We start from the raw sequence: 17,211 nt of genomic DNA, 5'->3' as shown, positions 1-17,211 counted from the left end.
AGGAGGGTTGAGAAATAAGCAGGGGTGTTTCCGTCATTCCGGGGCGCGCCCCTTTGGGCGCGAACCCGGAATCCATTCAGCCACCCTCGCTGCGGCACGATAGATTCCGGGCTCGCGCTTCGCGCGCCCCGGAATGACGATGAGACCGTTCACGCGCTGCCGCCCTTGAGCCGTTCATTGCGCCGGCGCAGGCCTTCCAGTGTGGCGAGCAGGATGACCGAGACCGTCGTCAGGATCACCGCCGCTGCCGTGATGGTCGGGCTGATGTTCTCGCGGATGCCGCTGAACATCTCGCGCGGCAGGGTGCGCTGCTCCGGACCTGCCATGAACAGCACGATCACCACCTCATCGAAGCTCGTCGCGAAGGCGAACAGGGCCCCCGACGCCACGCCGGGCAGGATCAGCGGCAGGATCACGCGGCGGAACGCCTCAAGCGGCGAAGCACCGAGCGAGGCGGCGGCGCGGGCCAGATTGGTGTCGAAGCTCTGCAGCGTTGCACCGACCGTGATCACCACGAAGGGCGTCGCCAGCGCGGTGTGGGCCAGAATCAAGCCGAGATAACTGCCGGTCAGCCCGATCGGCGCGAAGAAGAAATACAGACCGACTGCGGTGATGACCCCGGGCACGACAACCGGCGACAGCACGAAGGCCAGCACGAGCGGCTTGAACCGGCTCTTCCACTGCGCCAGCCCCAGCGCCGCCAGCGTGCCAAGCATCATCGACAGCAGGGTCGATGCCACACCGATGATCATGCTGTTCTTCAGCGAATTCATCCAGCGCGGCGAATTGACGAAGTCGTCGTACCAGCGGAGCGAGAGGCCCGGCAGCGGATAGGTGAGGTACGAGCCCGAGCTGAAGGACAGCGGCATGATCGCGAGGATCGGCGCGATCAGGAAGATGAACACCAGCGTGGAGATCACGATGGTCGCGGTCCACGCGATGCGCTGGCTCGGCGTGCGGATGGAGGAATTGTCGCTCAATTCTTCATCCCTCCCGTCACCTGCTGTCCCTGCACCAGCTTTCCGTAAACGAGCGCGAGCAGAACAGTGGCGAGCAGCAGCACCGCACCCAGTGCCGACGCAAGGCCCCAATTGGCGGTCTCGGTCGTGTAGAGCGCGATGAAGTAGCTGATCATCTGGTCGGCGGCGCCGCCGACGAGTGCTGGCGTGATGTAATAGCCGAGCGCCAGGATGAAGACGAGCAGGCTTCCCGCGCCGATGCCGGGCAGCGTCTGAGGCAGGTAGATCCGCAGGAAGGCGGTGAGGGGTGGCGCACCGAGCGAGGCGGCGGCATGCATGTAAGCCGGTGAGATCGCCTTCATGCTGCTGTACAGCGGCAGGATCATGAACGGCAGGAGAACGTGGGTCATGGCCACGCAGACACCGAAGCGATTGTAGATCAGGCGCAACGGCGCATCGATGATGCCAAGCCAGAGCAGGCTGTCGTTCACGACGCCTTTGCTCTGCAACAGAACGATCCAGGCGCAGGTGCGGACCAGCAGCGATGTCCAGAACGGCAGCAGGACGAAGATCATCAGCAGGTTCGACCGGCCGGGCGGCAGCGCGGCCAGCAAGTAAGCGACCGGGAAGCCGAGGATCAGGCAGAGTACCGTGACGCTGAAGCTGATGATGAAGGTGCGGGCGAAAACGTCGCGGTAGATGGCCTGATCCGGCGGGGCTGCGATAATCGCGCCGTCCGCGTTCCGCGTCAGATCGAGCGCCGACAAAAGATAGAAGCCGGTTATGGGACCGCTGGCGTCCTTGATCGTGGTCCAGGTGGCGCGCTCGCGCCAGGCCGGGTTGATCTTGCCCAGCGTCTCCTTCGCCGTGCCGGGCTCGGGCACGGTCTTCAGATTGCGTGCGGTGCTGGTCAGGATCGTGCGAAAGCCGTTCTGGGCGTAGTTGAGCCGCTTGGCCGCGATCGCGATCGTTCCGGAAGCGCGCGCGGCCAGGATGTCGCCCGCCAGCGCCGCGTAGGCCTTTTCGTCCGGCAGATTCCTGCCGTCCCAACTGGCGAGAGCCGCGATGGTCTGAGGCAGAACCAGACGCACCTCCCGGTCATCGACGGCACGCCACAGCATGCCGGCGATGGGCCCAGCGAAGGTGAAGAGCAGGAAGACGAGAAGCGGCAGAACCAGCGCCAATGCTTTGACCTGGCGTGCTCGCTCCGCCCGCCGCAATCGGCGCTTGAGCGGCACCTCGGTCGACGCATCGGCGCCGGTCAAGAGCGCATCCGTCATTGGTGTTACCTTCGGTCGAGCCCTGCGGAGCGCGCTACTTCGCGGCCCATTTGTTGAAGCGCTCGGTCAGGCGGTCGATGTTCTCGAGCCAGAAGGCAACGTTGATCTCGACCGCATTCTTGATGTTGTCGGGCGCTGTCGGCAGGTCCTTCAGAACGGCAGGCGCGAGCAGGGCGGCTGCGTCCTTGTTCGAGGTGCCATAAGCAATGTTCTCCGACAGTTTCGACTGGTTCTCCGCCTTGCCCGCGAAGTCCAGGAACTTGTAGGCCGCGTCCTTGTTCGAGCTACCTTTCAGGATCACCCAGCTGTCGAGGGTGAAGAGTGCTCCGTCCCACACCATGCCGAAATTCTTCTTCTCGTTCTTGTTCGCGGTGTCGATGCGGCCATTGTAGACCGAGGTCATCGCCACCTCGCCCGAGGCGAGCAATTGCGGCGGCTGAGCGCCGGCCTTCCACCAGACGATGTCGCCCTTGATGGTATCCAGCTTCTTGAACGCGCGCTCGACGCCTTCGTCGGTCGCCAGCACCTTGTAGACGTCCTTTGGCGCGACGCCGTCGGCCATGAGGGCGATCTCGAGCGTGGTCTTCGGTCCCTGACGCAAGGCACGCTTGCCCGGGATCTTTTTGGTGTCGAAGAAGTCGGCCCAGCCCTTCGGGGCCTCCTTGAGCTTGTCCTTGTCGTAGCCGAGAACGAAATCGTAGAGGATGGCGCCAACGCCGCAAGCGTTGACCGACGGCGGGATATAGGCGGCCTCGCCGCCGATCTTCGAATAATCCAGCTTCTCGAACAGGCCTTCCTCGCAGCCGACCGCCAGTTCGTCGCTCTCGACCTGGACGACGTCCCAGGTGGCGGCGCCACCCTGCACCTTGGCGCGCAGCACGCCGACGCCGCCGTCCCAGGACTCGTCGTTCATCGCAACGCCGGCCGCTTTCTTGAACGGCTCGAAATAGACCTTCTTCTGGGCATCCTGATAGGCCCCGCCCCACGACACGACGGTGAGGTCACGCGCCTGCGCCACCGTGGCCAGCGCCGCGCTGGCGGTGAGTGCCGCGGCGAAACCCAGAACAATCTTGCGCTTCAGCATGGTCTTTGTTCCTTCTTCTTCACGTGACTTGCGTTGAGCTTGGTCGGTGCAGGTCCGCCCGCGTTGGAGCGATGCTGCATGGTTGGTTCAGACGGGATCGAGGGCCAGGCAGTCCTCCGGGCGGAAGGTGATGAACACGTCATCGCCAGGTGTTAGGCTGCCAGCTCTCAGGCTGCCATGTGTCAGGCTGTCATGCGCCCCCGGCTGAAGCTTGACCATGAACTCCTTGTTGTCGGCGACATCGAGCACGGCCAGCGCGTGGTCGCCGAGATAGATGGTGTTCTGCACCTTTGCCGGCAGTCGGTTCGGTTCGTCGCCGGAGGTGCCATCCGGGATAATGGCGATCCGCTCCGGCCGCACCGACAGCGAGGTCGATGCGCCCGCGCCTGATACGTTGACCGCTCGTGCGGTCACGGCGCCGCCGCCAGCCAGCGCAACGCGGCAATATTCTTTTTCAACCGTCTCGACGGTGCCGGACAAAACATTGTTCTCGCCGATGAAATGGGCGACGAAGCTGTTCACCGGATGCTCATACAGCGCGTCGGGCCTGTCGATCTGCTGCACGATGCCGTCGTTGAATACGGCGATGCGGTCCGACATGGTGAGCGCTTCACCCTGATCGTGGGTGACGTAGACGACGGTGATGCCCATCGTCTCGTGCAGTTGCTTGATCTCCAGCTGCATCTGCTCCCGAAGGCGCTTGTCCAGGGCGCCCAGCGGCTCGTCCATCAGCACGAGTTGTGGATTGAAAACTAGGGCGCGGGCCAGCGCCACGCGTTGCTGCTGACCGCCGGACAGTTGCCCGGGCCGGCGCTGCGCCAGGGTTTCCATCTTGATCATGCGCAATGCCGCTTTGACACGATCCTGCGCTTCGGCCTTGTTCGTGTTGCGAACCGAGAGCGGGAAGGCGATATTTTCCGCAATCGTCAGGTGCGGAAACAGGGCATAGTTCTGGAACACCATGCCGATGTCGCGCTTGTGTGGCGGCACGTTCTTGATCGGCCGGTCCGCGAGGTAGATCTCGCCATGGGTCGGAACCTCGAAGCCGGCCAGCATCATCAGCGTAGTCGTCTTGCCGGAGCCCGACGGACCAAGCAGGGTGACGAACTCACCCTTCCTGATGTCGAGATCGAGGTTCTTCACCACGAGGTGCTCGCCATCGTAGGTCTTCTGAATGCCGGAAAAGCGCACCAGCGCCGGCGCAGGCGTGACCATGCCGGCTTCCATGTCGTCCTCGCGTTGTCAGCACCAGTGCTGTCAGCACCTCGTCCCCGGGGTGCGAGGAATAGCTTAGCATCCTCCGACCAGATTGCCAGCGGCGCAAACGACGACGCGCACGGAGCCGTCGGGAAAAGGCGCGCGCTACATTCCCGACAATTTCGTCACGGACACATTCAGCGAGCCCCCGGCTTCCGCGATCACGCGCAGCGTCTTGGAGTCGAAGGCGATGTCGGCCAGCGTCAGGCTGTCGATCTTTGCATCGACCCTGACGCCGTCCTCGCTCTTCTGGAAGTCGGCGATCGCGGCGGCGATCTTCTCGCGTGCATTGGCGGCAATCGGCTTTAGATCGATTGTCGCTTTCTGCACCAGCGCCTGCTGCATCTGCGGCACCACCGCGCGCGCCGCGGCACCCAGCAGGCCGAAGGCCGCCTCGGACTCTACCGCGAGCTGGATGTCGGCCAGCCGCAGCGTCTGCTGCGCCTGGTCGAGCATCGGCCGGCCCCAGATGTGCACGGTCGCTTCGGCGCCGAGACCAAGCCAGCTCTTCTTCTCCTTGGCGCGCACCAGCAGCGAGATCAGGAGGCGCTCGCCCGACGGGACTACGTTGACGCTCTTGACGGTGACGTCCACGGGACCGGAGCCGTCCTCGGGATAGGTGTGGCCGACCATCTGCGCGGCGATCAGCTTGTTGATCTCGGTGAAAGGCACGTCGATCGGGACGCCGATGTTCACACCGGTGCCGGTCGGCGGCACGATCGAGATCTTGTCGGGGAACGGGCAGTCGGGCTTGGTCGGCGTGGAGGTGACGCGCGTCTCCGCTTCCAGGCCCATCAGCAGGGTCACGGCCTGCGCGTCGACGCGCGGCTGCGCCGCGATGGCGCGGATCGGCTTCATCTCCAGCCAGAGCGGCGGCAGCGCGGCCGAGGAGCCCGAGCCTTGCAGCGGGATCGAGCGGCAGGCCTTGGCCCATTGCAGCTTCGCGTTCTCCCGCAAGGTCGGATCGTTGCGCATCCGTTCGGAAACGGCGTTGATCTGTTCGCCGACGGTCTTGTCGATCAGCGGCTTCACCTGTGCAGGTACGTTGACCTTGGCGCCGGAGATGTTGAGGTTGGTATCGCCGAGATTGACCTGGGCGCCGAGATTGGGCTCGAGATGCCAGTTGGCCGCGAGCTTCGGCCGCGAGGTGACGACGACGTTGCCCTTGATCTCGGCGCTGGCGTTCAGATTCTTGATGTTGACCGCGCCGATCTGTTTCGCGGCATTGCCGCCGAGCACGCTACCGAGCGCCTCGCCGAGCGCGCCGGTGGCTTTCGACGACAGCGAGCCCGTCACGTTCAGCTTGCCCGTGAGCGGCGTCGAGATCGTCAGCACGTCCTTGTCGCCGGCAGCTGCCATCGGCCCGCGCACGGCGGACCAGCCGATGTCGGCGTTCTCCAGGATTTGCGAAATCGGGTTCTCGGCCTTGCCGGCGAAATTGCGCGGGGCGGCCTTCTCGGCCTGCTCGCGAATCGCCGACAGCGCGATGGCGACCGGCGCCACCACGATCGAGCTCTTCGCGACCGGCGGCAGCGGCGGCAGTTGCGCGACCGGCGGTGCGGAATTCGTCGCTCGCGGCGACAGCCAGTCCATCGCCTTCAGGCTGATGAAAAACGACGCCGCGAGCACCGCGACGGCGATCAGGACAGTTTTCAAGTTCAGCGTCAGTCGCATCAATCCCCCAGGCCGCCCGGGCAGAAGTCTACAGGGCAGGCGAGGAGGGCGCTAGAGCCCACCGATGGGGTGGAATTGGGGCAAACAAATTAACGGCTGCGATCGCGCAATTGCCGTGCATTCTTCATGGCACACCCTAGCTGCGCTTCGGACGGCGGACCGTTCTCACATTGCCGCGATCTCCGCCCCCGCAGAAGAAGCGGTCGCCGCCATCGGACTCCAATCCTGACACCATGGTCCCGGCGGGCAGGTCGAGCTGCTCCAGCACCTTGCCCGTCTCGGGATCGATCCGCCTGATGTCGCTGTCCTCGCCTTCCCAGGTGCCGTGCCAGAGCTCGCCGTCGACCCACGTCACCCCGGTGACGAAGCGTTTGCTTTCGATGGTGCGGAGAATTTTTCCCGTCTGGGGATCGACCTGATGGATCTTGCGCTCCCGATACTGTCCGACCCAGAGCGAGCCCTCGGCCCAGGCCAATCCAGAGTCGCCGCCGCCGCCGGGCGCGGGGATGGTGGCGAGCACCTTGCCGGTCGCAGCGTCAATCTTCTGGATGCGGTCCTCGGCGATCTGGAACAGGTGGCGGCCGTCGAACGCCGTTCCCGCATGCGCGGCGACATCGATGGAGCGAGCGATCTTGCCATCGGCCGGATCGACCGCATTCAATTTGTCGCCGGATGCGAACCACATATGGCTGCCGTCATAGGTGACGCCGTGCACGGCTTCGACGCCTGCAAAGGGCCCGTATTCCCTGACGATCTCGGCGGCTGAACGTTTCATCTGCTCGGTCCCTGTGGTGTGTATCCCATCTTAGGTCTTCATGAGCGGTCCGGGGAGTAACAAGCCTGTCGGGAAACCCGGGACGGGCGGTGTCATCCAGCGCCGCGCGCGTCCGTGTCCGAAGGACTGCACCTTGTTCGATCGCGCCAGCTCTTCGAGGGCCCGTTGCACGGTGCGCGCGCTCGTTGCCAGCGCCAGCGCGAGCGCCGAGCTCGACCAGGGCTCGCCGTCGGAGAGGAAGGCGAGCACGGTCGCATGCTTCTCCTCGACGGGTCGTGCCAGCACGAGAACCTGCCGCGTCTTGCGCGGTGTCAGCGCAAAACCTTGCCTGGTCGCGTTGACATCGGCCAGAGGCTTGAGCTTGGTGCGGAGCCGCCCGATTTCGACGCGCAGCCGGGCGCGATGCGATTCATCGACGTGCCTTGCCTGAAACGCTCCCGTGATCAAGGCTTCCCGCGAGACATCCGCGGGCCAGGCCTGCGCCAGGATGCGGGCGAGCGCGAACAGCACCGGCCGCCTTCCGAGCGGCACGAGGATGCCGCGCCTGCGAACCGCGTGATGGAACGTGTCCACCACGAGCGCCTCCGATGTCGCGAGGTCCTCGACCTCCTCGAGCAGCAACGGCCGTTCGTGTCCGCGCGTGATCAGGCGCGCTGCGGGCGTGTCGAGCACGCGGCTCGTGCCCTCGACCTCGGCCGCAAGTGCTGGAATGCCGGCCTGCCGTGCGGCGCTCGCCGCGCGCCCGAGCGCCGCGCGCGCGTCTTTCGTTCTGAGCCGCCTGATGGCGATGCCGGCGATCACGAGCTCGCGGGCGACCTGCGAAGCCGGGGGCAACGGCGTGGTCTTGATCTCGGCCAGCGTGCGTTCGGCCTCGTCTAGGCGGCCGAGAAGGAGAAGACGACGCGCTTCGATGTGACCCGCATGGGCGGCGTTGGCGAGGTCACCGTGTCCTTCGAGCGTCGCCCGTGCGGCCGCGAGCGTCTTCGCCGGCCAATTCAGGTCGCGCGACACGAGCGCGATCTCGGCCTCGGCCACCACGCATCTTGCGCGTGCGATCGCTTCTTTAGGTCCGAAGGCGCGTGCGGCGCTGCGCAGCAACGTCTTCGCCTTGGCGAGATCGCCGAGCTGCGCCATCGCGATGCCGCGCAGCGCCAGCGAAGGTGCATCGTTGCGCAGCGCAACGCGGTTCAGCGCGCCGAGCGGATCGCCGGCTTGGAGCGCGCGCGCCGCGGCCGTGATCAGCGACTCCATTCAAATCCCGCCACACTTGTTACTCCCACCACGCAACTGTCCGGTGCGAGAGATCGTTGACGGCCGACAATGTGCGGCGAGGGGCGAGCGGTTCCGCGAGACGCGGAGCGATCGCCCAGACAAGAGATTTGGAGAGCCATGATGACATCAGCTGACAACGCAGGAAATAACGGACAAGCCGCCATGCAAACACCGCCGGTGGTGTCGCCGCAGGACTGGGAGGCCGCCCGTCAGCAACTGCTCGTGAAGGAAAAGGCGCATACCCGTGCCCGCGACGCCCTGGCCGCCGAGCGTCGGCGCATGCCGTGGATGGAAGTCACCAAAACCTATGCGTTCGAGGGGCCCGGCGGCAAGGTCAGTCTGCACGACCTGTTTCAGGGCCGGCGACAACTGATCGTCTACCGCGCCTTCTTCGAGCCGGGCGTGTTCGGCTGGCCGGATCATGCCTGCCGCGGCTGCTCCATGGTGGCCGACCAGGTCGCCCATGTCGCGCATCTGAATGCCCGCGACACCACGCTGGTGTTCGCCTCGCGGGCGCCGCAGGCTGATATCAGCAGGCTGAAGCAGCGGATGGGCTGGACCATGCCATGGGTCACCGTCACCGATAGTTTCGATGCGGATTTCGGCGTCGACGAGTGGCACGGGACCAACGTGTTCTACCGGGACGGGACGCGCATCTTCCGCACCTACTTCGTCAAGAGCCGCGGCGACGAGCAGATGGGCGGCACCTGGAATTACCTCGACATCACGCCGCTGGGACGGCAGGAGGTCTGGGAGGATTCGCCGAAGGGTTATCCGCAGACGCCGACCTACAAATGGTGGAATTGGCACGACAGCTACACCGAAGGTGCGGCACCCGACAAGAAATGGGTCGAGATCTCGACCGCCGGCGAGAAGGCTTTTCGCGAGGAGGCCGCTGAAGGACGTGACTAGTCCCATGAGCGCAACTGCCGGCGCGAGCCGCAACGGTATGGCGGCCGCGCGCCACCTCGCCAGATGGCTGGCGTTGGCGGCGACGCCGACCTTCGCGATCATGGCCGTGCTGACGGTCGCGCTCGATGGCCCCGCGGACATGCTGTGCGGCGCCGGACATGGGGCGATGCTCGAAGGGATGGTGCCGATGTATCTCTTAATGAGCGCGTTTCATTCGGCGGCGTGGCTGAGGTTGATTGCGGAGCGGTGAAGTCGGTAGCTCTACCGCGAAGCCGCCTGCAAATAAGCAACGATCTTGCCCGCTTCCTCCGCCGAGACGCCGCCATAGGGCTGCATCTTGTTGCCGGATACGATTTCGTCCGGCTTGACCATGAAGCGGGTGAGTTTGTCCTGGTCCCAGACGAAGCCGGCTTCTTTCATCGAGGAGGAATAATTGTAGTTCGGCAGCGAGCCGGCCTTGCGTCCCACGATTTTATTGAGGTTGGGGCCTAGACGATTGTCGCCCTCTTTCACCGAGTGGCAGGTGCGGCAGGAATTGTTGAAGGCCTGTTGGGCTGCGTCGTCGCTCGGCGGCTGCTGTGCGAGCGAGGCGGGCGCGGTCAACAGCAGTGCCAATGCGCCGGCTCCGGCGATCGCGCGCAGCCATGTGCCTTGCGGCGTTTGCGGACGTGATTGCATTCGCGCCTCCATCGGGGATCGCGCCGCAGCACGCGCGCGTCGGGATGCCGAGGGCAAACGAAAACGGCCCCGGTGGGTTCCGGGGCCGTTTGCGTCACAATGTCCTGTCGCTTACCGCGTCGCGGCGCCGAGGTCGGCGCGGCGTTCCGTCATCGGCAGCACGATGACCTTCGTGCCGACGTTGACGCGGGAGTAGAGGTCCGCGACATCGTCGTTGGTCAGGCGGATGCAGCCGGAGGAGACGTGCTTGCCGATGGTGTCGGGGGCGTTGGTGCCATGGATGCGGTAGATGGTGCCGCCGAGATACATGGCGCGCGCGCCGAGCGGGTTGCCGGGGCCGCCGGCCATGTGGCGCGGCAGATAAGGCTGGCGGGCGATCATTTCCGGCGGCGGGGTCCAATCCGGCCACTCCGCCTTCTTGGTCACCGACTGGGTGCCGGACCAGGTGAAGCCGTCGCGGCCGACGCCGATGCCGTAGCGCATCGCCTGGCCGTTGCCGAGCACGAGATAGAGGTAGGTGTTGGGCGTATCGATGATGATGGTGCCCGGCGCCTCACGCGTCGCATAGGTGACGGTCTGGCGACGGAAGCGGGCCGGGGTTTCGACGGCGTCCTGATCCTCGGACGGCGCGGCCTGATAGGGCGTGGCTTGATAAGGCTGATACGGCTGCGGCGTCGCGATCGGCGGCAGCGGCTGGAAGAACGGGAAGAGCTGCACCGGCGCGGCCTTTGCCGGGCCAGTGAACGCGATCGCGGTGACAGCCACTGCGCCAAACGCAACGGCGCGCGAATAAGTCTTCAACGTCTCCAGATTGATCATTGGTCGCCCCTGTTGCGCGGTGTTTCTTGGTCACCCCGGCACCGTTTCGGTGCTCTGTTGGCTAGATCACTAACGGAAAGAAGTTTCGGGACGTTTGCGCGGAAAACCGAAAACGGCTTCATGGCGGCAAGGATTGTTTCATGACGGTTTCGTGGCTGCGCGGACCCGTTAACGAACAAAACAGCGGGCCGACACTTCCATGACGTCACACGCCTGAAATATCCGTGGTTGATGGTCCAAAGCCGAGAATCATAAAAATCTCGGGATTTCCCCATGCGGGTATTAATCGCGACTGACGCCTGGCATCCGCAGGTCAACGGTGTGGTCCGAACGCTGACCTCGCTGGCTGGCGCGGCCAAGGCATTGGATGTCGAGATCGACTTCCTGACGCCGGACGGTTTTCGGTCGTGGCCGCTGCCGACCTATCCGGGGCTGCGCATTGCGCTGCCGAGCGGCAAGGAGATTGCGCGGCGGATCGAGAGGGCGGCACCCGAGGCGCTGCACATCGCGACCGAAGGGCCGATCGGCTGGGCGGCGCGGGCCTATTGCCGTCGCAACCGGCTCGCCTTCACCACCTCCTACACCACGCGCTTTCCCGAATACGTTTCGGTGCGGACCGGCATTCCCGCGAGCGTCGGCTATGCCGTGCTGCGCCACTTCCACGATGCCGCCGCCATGACGATGGTCGCAACGCCCTCGCTGCGGCAGGAGCTCTCCGAGCGCGGCTTCAAGCGGCTCGGCTTCTGGACCCGCGGCGTCAATACCGAGCTGTTCCATCCGGACTCTCCGGCCAAGCTCGATCTGCCCGGGCCGATCTTCATGACGATGGGCCGCGTGGCGGTGGAGAAGAACCTCGAAGCGTTCCTCTCGCTCGACCTGCCCGGCACCAAGGTCGTCATCGGGGACGGCCCGCAGAAAGCTGCGCTCGAAAAGAAATATCCGGACGCCGTCTTCCTAGGCGAGAAGAAGGGCGCCGATCTCACCGCGCATCTTGCCGCCGCCGACGTGTTCGTGTTTCCGAGCCTGACCGATACGTTCGGCGTGGTGCAGCTCGAGGCGCTCGCCTGCGGCACCCCGGTTGCGGCGTTTCCGGTGACGGGTCCGAAGGACGTCATCGCCGATCATCCGATCGGCGCGATCGACCACGATCTGCGCGCCGCGTGTCTGCGCGCGCTCACCATGTCGCGCCAGACCTGCCGCAACTTCGCGCTGGAGCGCTCCTGGGAAAACAGCGCGCGCCAGTTCGTCGGCAACCTCACCTCACTTCAGCCGAGCCGTGCCTTGCGCGCCTCGCCTCGCATGGCGCGGCGGCCGGTGCGTGGTTGACCCAATGTTTCGAACCACAGCGAGAACCTCATCGATGGCTAAGATCATGAACCTTGACGGCACCCAGCAGCTCGACCTCACTCGTGGCACGGTCGAGCAGGCCTATGACCGCTGGGCACCGGTCTACGACCTCGTGTTCGGAGGCGTGTTCGCCAAGGGCCGGCAGGCCGCGATCGCGGCCACCAACAAGATCGGCGGCCGGGTGCTCGAGGTCGGCGTCGGCACCGGCATTTCGCTGCCGCTCTACGCGCCGCATCTGCGCATCTTCGGCACCGACATCTCGGAGGCGATGCTCGACAAGGCGCGCCAGCGCGTCACCGAGGGCAAGCTGAACAACGTCGAAGGCCTCGCGGTGATGGATGCCGAGAAGCTCGAATTCCCCGACGACTGCTTCGACGTCGTGATGGCGCAATACGTCGTCACCGCCGTGCCGAATCCGGAAATCGCGCTGGACGAATTCGCCCGCGTGCTGCGCCCGGGCGGCGAGCTCATCATCCTCACCCGCGTCAGCGCCGATACCGGCATGCGCCGCTTCATCGAGCAGAAGCTGCAGCCGGTGGTGCGTCCGCTCGGCTTCCGCACCGCCGAGTTCGCCTGGTCGCGTTATGCCAAATGGCTCGCCGGCGCCAACGGCATCGAGCTTGCCGAGCGCCGCCTGATTCCGCCGCTCGGTCATTTCTCGCTGGTGCGCTTCCGCAAGGTCGACGTCGCCAAGGCAGCGTAACCCAAGCTCACGCGTCGCGTGCGTCACCGCGCCGCTGCACATCGTCACATGACAAAATGATGATGTCACACGGCCTACATCGAATCTCTGTAAATCCTGAACCCGAAAGCATTTGGGGGAGAGCATGATCAAGAATTATCTCGAGCAGCTGCGGATCCAGCGCTGGGACGACCATCGCTACTATCACCACAGCCGCATCAATCAGAGCCTGCACTTCGTCAGCGCGCTGAGCTTCCTGTTCGCCTATGTCTGGCTGTTCGTCGACCCCATGATCTCGGCGCTGGTCGGCTGGCTGGTCTCGATGACCTCGCGCCAGGCGGGCCACTTCTTCTTCGAGCCGCACGGCTACGACCAGATCAACCAGGCGACGCACGAGCACAAGGAAGAGATCAAGGTCGGCTACAATCTTCAGCGCAAGGTCGTGCTGATGTCGATCTGGGCGCTGTCGCCACTGGTGCTGTTGGTCGATCCCACGCTGTTTGGACTGTTCACGCCCTGGGCGGGCGCGACCGACTTCATGCGGCAGGTCGCCAAGATCTGGCTCGTGGTCGGCGGCGGCGGTCTCATGTTCCGCACGGTGCACCTGTTCTTCATCCGCGACGTCGAGACCGGCCTCGTCTGGATGACGAAGATCCTGACCGACCCCTTCCACGATCTGATGCTCTACCGCAACGCGCCGCTGGCGCTGATGCGCGGCGAGCTGATGGACCCCGGCCTGCACCTCAACCCCGAGCACACCCTGGGCCTCATCGGCGAGCCCACGCTCGAAGAGCAGCACGCCTGAGCGCGCCGCGTACACAAAACACTCCGATGTCCATTGGTTGCGTCATGCCCGGCCACGTGCCGGGCATCCACGTCTTGGGGATGCCCTTTAAAGTGACTCAAGCGAGCCGCGCGCTCTCTTCACCTCGCCCCGCTTGCGGGGAGAGGTCGGCTTTGCGCCTAGCGCAAAGCCGGGTGAGGGGGGCTCTCCGCGGGGGTACTGCTAGCTGGGTGTCCGCCAACTCTTACCGACTGCGCGGAGAGTCCCCCTCACCCCGACCCTCTCCCCGCAAACGGGGCGAGGGAGAAGGGCGCGCGGTGATCGGGGCTAAGTGTGCGAAAAACTCAGCGCCCGAAGCGCTTGGCGAGCATCTCTTTCAGGATCTGCCGCTTGATGGTCTTGTTGGTGAGGACGCCATCGTGCCACCAGAAGCCGTCGGCCTTCATTTTCTCGGCGGCGCGAACGAAACGCTCGGCGACCTCGGTGAAATCGGCGTCGGTGTAGTTCAGGCTGAAGATCAGCCGGCCGGTGCCGACCCAGCTCAGGGACAGGCCTTCGGCGCGCAGATAGTACTGCAGCATCCAGTTGTAGCGGGACGGTGTGGTGTATTTCACCGTCCAGATCGACGAGAAGTTCGCGAACCGCACCGGCAGGTCGGCGTCGGTCATCGTCCCGTTGAGCCTTTCCGCGCGCTCATTCCAAGTCTCGTCCAGTCCGTCATAGACGGCGCGGAAGTTCGGGCTGGCGAGCCGGCTCAGGAACTCGTCCATCGCCGTCATGACATAGGGGTGCGAGTTGAAGGTGCCGCGGGCGAAGCAGACGTCGGCGGGACGATCGTCGCGGAAGCGGCGCATCAGCTCGCGTTTGCCGCAGACCACGCCGACCGGCAGGCCGCCGGCGAGGCTCTTGCCGTAGGTCACCATGTCGGCCTTGATGCCAAAGTATTCCTGGGCGCCGCCGGCAGCGAGACGGAAGCCGACGAAGACCTCGTCGAAGATCAGCACGATGCCGCGCTCCGTGCAGACGTCGCGCAGCTTCTTGAGCCATTCGGTATAGGCCGCGCGGTCGAAATTGCCGCCGCGGGAGGAATCAACCAGCGAGGAGTCGCCGGGCGCGTTGCTATTCGGATGCAGCCCCTGCAGCGGATTGACCAGCACGCAGGCGATGTCCTTGCGCGTCCGCAGCACGTGCAGCGTCTTCTCCGACATCTCGGCGAGGGTGTAGGTCTCGTGCGCGGTGATCGGATTGCCGACGCCGGGCTGCACGTCGCCCCACCAGCCGTGATAGGCGCCGGCGAAGCGGACCAGATGGGTGCGCCTGGTGTGGTAGCGCGCGAGCCGCACCGCCTGCATCACGGCTTCGGTGCCGGACATGTGAAAGGACACTTCGTCGAGGCCCGAGATCTGGCACAGCCGCGCTACGTTATCGAGGATGACGGGGTGGTAGGGGCCGAGCACCGGTCCGAGCAAGTGCGCCCGCTTCTCGGAGCCCTCGATGCACTCCTTGTAGAAGTCGTTGCCGAAGATGTTGACGCCGTAGGACCCCGTGAGGTCGTAGGAGGTGTTGCCGTCGACATCGGTGACGGTGACGCCGCGCGAGGACTCCACGAAGCTCGAGGTGCCCAAATGCTCGCGAACGAGACGCGAGAACTGGAACGGCACGCGGTAAGTTTCGGTGAAGTGCAGGTCGGAGATCTTTTCCGCCGCTTCCTTCGTCATCGCGCGGCCCTTGGGGTAGCGCTCGGCGTAGAGACGCGCGAGACGGAAGAAGCCGTCCTTGCGCTGGGCCACGATGTTTGGGGGCGCGCCGTCGCAGGCGAAGTATGCATCGCCTTCGAATTCGTAGAACGGGAGCAGCCTCGCCACCCGGCGGGACATCTTGGAATGTCCGGCGAGCGAGCGGTGCTTGGCGCGGGACAATTCGATCCGCGCCTTGATCTTCGGGAAGGCGGCGGCAGCGGACGCTGCGGCGGCCACGGACAAAGAAAGAATCGGGAGTGTCGTTTCCATGACAACAAGCGCTAATACTGCGAGCTGACAGATTCATGACAGTCAAAGCCCTCATCGCCACTTTCACCCAGCAGGAAGACCTCAACTTCCTGTTGACCAACCGCATCCCCCGCGCCGCGCTAACCCGCTTCATGGGCTGGTTCTCCAAGATCGAGAACCCGCTGGTCCGGGACGGCTCCATCGCGCTGTGGAAGCTGTTCTCCGACCTCGATCTGTCGGAGGCGCGCAAGACTCATTTCAGGAGTCTGCACGAGTGCTTCACCCGGGAGCTCAAGCCGGGCCTGCGGCCCTTTGATCCGGACCCCTCCACTGTCGCCAGTCCGTCCGACGGCATCGTCGGCGCTCATGGCCGGATCGCGGACACCGAGCTGTTCCAGGTCAAGGGCGCGCCGTACTCGCTGCTCGATTTGCTCGGCGATTCCGTGCTGGTCGACCAGCACCGCAACGGCTCCTTCGTCACGCTGCGGCTGACCTCGAGCATGTATCATCGCTTCCATGCGCCCTTTGACGCGCATATCGAGCGCGTCACGCTGATCCATGGCGATGTCTGGAACGTCAACCCGATCGCGCTGAAGCGGGTTGAGCGTCTGTTCTGCAAGAACGAGCGCGCGGTGATCCGCACGCATCTATCAACTGGCGAAGCCGTGACGCTGGTTCCGGTCGCCGCGATCCTGGTCGCAAGCATCCGGCTGCATTTCCTCGACATGGTGCTGAATGCGCAGACCAGGGGGCCGGTCAATTTTCCCTGCGACGTCAACGTGAGCAAGGGCGAGGAGCTCGGCTGGTTCGAGCACGGCTCGACTATCATCATCCTTGCGCCCGGCGATTTCACCTTCTGCGACGGCATCGCCGAGGGCACGCGCATTCGCGCAGGTCAAGCGCTGCTGAGAAAAAACTAGCCTTCAATCAGCCGCGTCGGCCGCCTATATCGTCCCTGGGGACGTTTCTGCGACGACGGATTTGGTGATGGCACGGGCGCCGGTCATGGCGGCGGGTGGTATTGTGCTGCGGCGAGGTGCGCCGCCGCTGGTTGCCGTCGTGCGCCAGCGCAAGCGCAACGAATGGGTTTTGCCCAAGGGCAAGCTCGACGACGGCGAAACACCGAAGCAGGCCGCGCATCGCGAAGTGCTGGAAGAGACCGGCCACGACGTCGCCATCCACGAATTTCTGGGCACGCTCGTCTATCAGTCCGGCGGGCGCTCCAAGGTCGTGCATTTCTGGCGCATGGAGGCAGGGGACGGTCCGGTCCGCAAGCTGATGAACGACATCAAGGCGGTCGACTGGCTGACGCTGGAAGACGCGCTCGCGCGCCTGTCGCGCGAGTACGAGCGCGTGTTTCTGACCCAGGTCGGCCCGATCGCGCTTGCGGCGGCGGGGCTTGCATCGTCGTCTGCGCCCGAGCCGACGCTGGCAACCGACGACGTCGATGCAGCTTTGCAGACACTGACACCGGCTGAAGCGGCCTCGGTGGGCGAGTTGCGGCACGGTCTGTTGCAGAAGGTCAAGGCGTGGCTGCGCGGCGAGGCGTGAGTTTAGCAACATCGCTGTCGAGCCGCGCTGACAGTTCCCCTCTCCCCTTGTGGCAGAGGGTGGTTCGCCGCAAAGCGGCGAGACGGGTGAGCGACTATCTCTGTTGTCAAGTTGCATTGGCGTAGGCGGTGCGCGCATCGCGTGCCTTG

General features: G+C 64.9%; 17 protein-coding genes. 7 read left to right on the top strand and 10 right to left on the bottom strand.

Annotated features, from left to right (window positions below; all coding sequences use genetic code 11):
* Positions 1 to 149: 149 nt before the first annotated feature.
* The 7 genes from AC0L3S_RS12470 to AC0L3S_RS12440 form a co-directional block, all read right to left on the bottom strand.
* Positions 150 to 980, bottom strand: a complete 831-nt coding sequence (locus tag AC0L3S_RS12470) for an ABC transporter permease (protein ID WP_473279269.1) — start codon at positions 978 to 980, stop codon at positions 150 to 152.
* Complete coding sequence (locus AC0L3S_RS12465) at positions 977 to 2,239, bottom strand: ABC transporter permease (protein ID WP_473279268.1); 1,263 nt, start codon at positions 2,237 to 2,239, stop codon at positions 977 to 979. The genes AC0L3S_RS12470 and AC0L3S_RS12465 overlap by 4 nt, the downstream gene beginning before the upstream one ends.
* Before the next feature lie 34 nt (positions 2,240 to 2,273).
* On the bottom strand, positions 2,274 to 3,323 hold the full coding sequence (locus tag AC0L3S_RS12460) for an ABC transporter substrate-binding protein (protein WP_473279267.1): 1,050 nt from the start codon (positions 3,321 to 3,323) through the stop codon (positions 2,274 to 2,276).
* Positions 3,324 to 3,410: 87 nt separating this feature from the next.
* Positions 3,411 to 4,550: an ABC transporter ATP-binding protein gene (locus AC0L3S_RS12455; protein ID WP_473279266.1), complete on the bottom strand. Its 1,140-nt coding sequence runs from the start codon at positions 4,548 to 4,550 to the stop codon at positions 3,411 to 3,413.
* Positions 4,551 to 4,685: 135 nt separating this feature from the next.
* The gene (locus AC0L3S_RS12450; protein ID WP_473279264.1) at positions 4,686 to 6,254 is read right to left on the bottom strand and encodes a DUF4403 family protein; all 1,569 of its coding nucleotides are present in this window, start codon (positions 6,252 to 6,254) and stop codon (positions 4,686 to 4,688) included.
* 136 nt (positions 6,255 to 6,390) lie between these two features.
* On the bottom strand, positions 6,391 to 7,029 hold the full coding sequence (locus AC0L3S_RS12445) for a Vgb family protein (protein ID WP_473279263.1): 639 nt from the start codon (positions 7,027 to 7,029) through the stop codon (positions 6,391 to 6,393).
* 30 nt (positions 7,030 to 7,059) lie between these two features.
* Complete coding sequence (locus AC0L3S_RS12440) at positions 7,060 to 8,280, bottom strand: helix-turn-helix domain-containing protein (protein WP_473279262.1); 1,221 nt, start codon at positions 8,278 to 8,280, stop codon at positions 7,060 to 7,062.
* A gap of 138 nt (positions 8,281 to 8,418) precedes the next feature.
* On the opposite strand from AC0L3S_RS12440, the gene AC0L3S_RS12435 reads away from it, so the two are divergent.
* Entirely contained in the window at positions 8,419 to 9,213 is a 795-nt protein-coding gene (locus AC0L3S_RS12435; RefSeq protein ID WP_473279261.1) for a DUF899 domain-containing protein, read from the top strand.
* 4 nt (positions 9,214 to 9,217) lie between these two features.
* Positions 9,218 to 9,463, top strand: coding sequence for a hypothetical protein (locus tag AC0L3S_RS12430; protein ID WP_473262961.1), 246 nt, complete (start codon positions 9,218 to 9,220; stop codon positions 9,461 to 9,463).
* A gap of 11 nt (positions 9,464 to 9,474) precedes the next feature.
* Here the strand turns inward: AC0L3S_RS12430 and AC0L3S_RS12425 are convergent, their stop codons facing one another.
* Positions 9,475 to 9,891 carry a c-type cytochrome gene (locus AC0L3S_RS12425; RefSeq protein WP_473262960.1) on the bottom strand — a complete coding sequence of 139 codons (417 nt, stop codon included), beginning with the start codon at positions 9,889 to 9,891 and terminating at the stop codon, positions 9,475 to 9,477.
* A gap of 111 nt (positions 9,892 to 10,002) precedes the next feature.
* Positions 10,003 to 10,710 carry a L,D-transpeptidase gene (locus AC0L3S_RS12420; protein ID WP_473279260.1) on the bottom strand — a complete coding sequence of 236 codons (708 nt, stop codon included), beginning with the start codon at positions 10,708 to 10,710 and terminating at the stop codon, positions 10,003 to 10,005.
* Between the two features lie 273 nt (positions 10,711 to 10,983).
* Between AC0L3S_RS12420 and AC0L3S_RS12415 the strand changes: the two genes are divergently transcribed.
* The 3 genes from AC0L3S_RS12415 (at position 10,984) to AC0L3S_RS12405 (ending at position 13,544) form a co-directional block, all read left to right on the top strand.
* The gene (locus tag AC0L3S_RS12415) at positions 10,984 to 12,036 is read left to right on the top strand and encodes a glycosyltransferase family 4 protein (RefSeq protein WP_473279259.1); all 1,053 of its coding nucleotides are present in this window, start codon (positions 10,984 to 10,986) and stop codon (positions 12,034 to 12,036) included.
* 34 nt (positions 12,037 to 12,070) lie between these two features.
* Complete coding sequence (locus AC0L3S_RS12410) at positions 12,071 to 12,760, top strand: class I SAM-dependent methyltransferase (RefSeq protein WP_473279258.1); 690 nt, start codon at positions 12,071 to 12,073, stop codon at positions 12,758 to 12,760.
* A 124-nt stretch (positions 12,761 to 12,884) separates the two neighbouring features.
* Positions 12,885 to 13,544, top strand: a complete 660-nt coding sequence (locus AC0L3S_RS12405; protein WP_473262956.1) for a hypothetical protein — start codon at positions 12,885 to 12,887, stop codon at positions 13,542 to 13,544.
* Between the two features lie 323 nt (positions 13,545 to 13,867).
* Here AC0L3S_RS12405 and AC0L3S_RS12400 read toward each other — a convergent pair whose 3' ends face one another.
* Positions 13,868 to 15,532: an aminotransferase class III-fold pyridoxal phosphate-dependent enzyme gene (locus AC0L3S_RS12400; protein WP_473279256.1), complete on the bottom strand. Its 1,665-nt coding sequence runs from the start codon at positions 15,530 to 15,532 to the stop codon at positions 13,868 to 13,870.
* A gap of 35 nt (positions 15,533 to 15,567) precedes the next feature.
* Between AC0L3S_RS12400 and asd the strand changes: the two genes are divergently transcribed.
* Both asd and AC0L3S_RS12390 read left to right on the top strand, forming a co-directional pair.
* Complete coding sequence (gene asd, locus AC0L3S_RS12395) at positions 15,568 to 16,431, top strand: archaetidylserine decarboxylase (protein ID WP_473279255.1); 864 nt, start codon at positions 15,568 to 15,570, stop codon at positions 16,429 to 16,431.
* 67 nt (positions 16,432 to 16,498) lie between these two features.
* The gene (locus tag AC0L3S_RS12390; protein ID WP_473279254.1) at positions 16,499 to 17,062 is read left to right on the top strand and encodes an NUDIX hydrolase; all 564 of its coding nucleotides are present in this window, start codon (positions 16,499 to 16,501) and stop codon (positions 17,060 to 17,062) included.
* The last annotated feature ends 149 nt before the right edge of the window (positions 17,063 to 17,211 follow it).

The sequence above is a fragment of the Bradyrhizobium sp. Ken01 genome (assembly GCF_055807355.1).
This window is presented reverse-complemented; position numbering and strand designations above follow the sequence as displayed.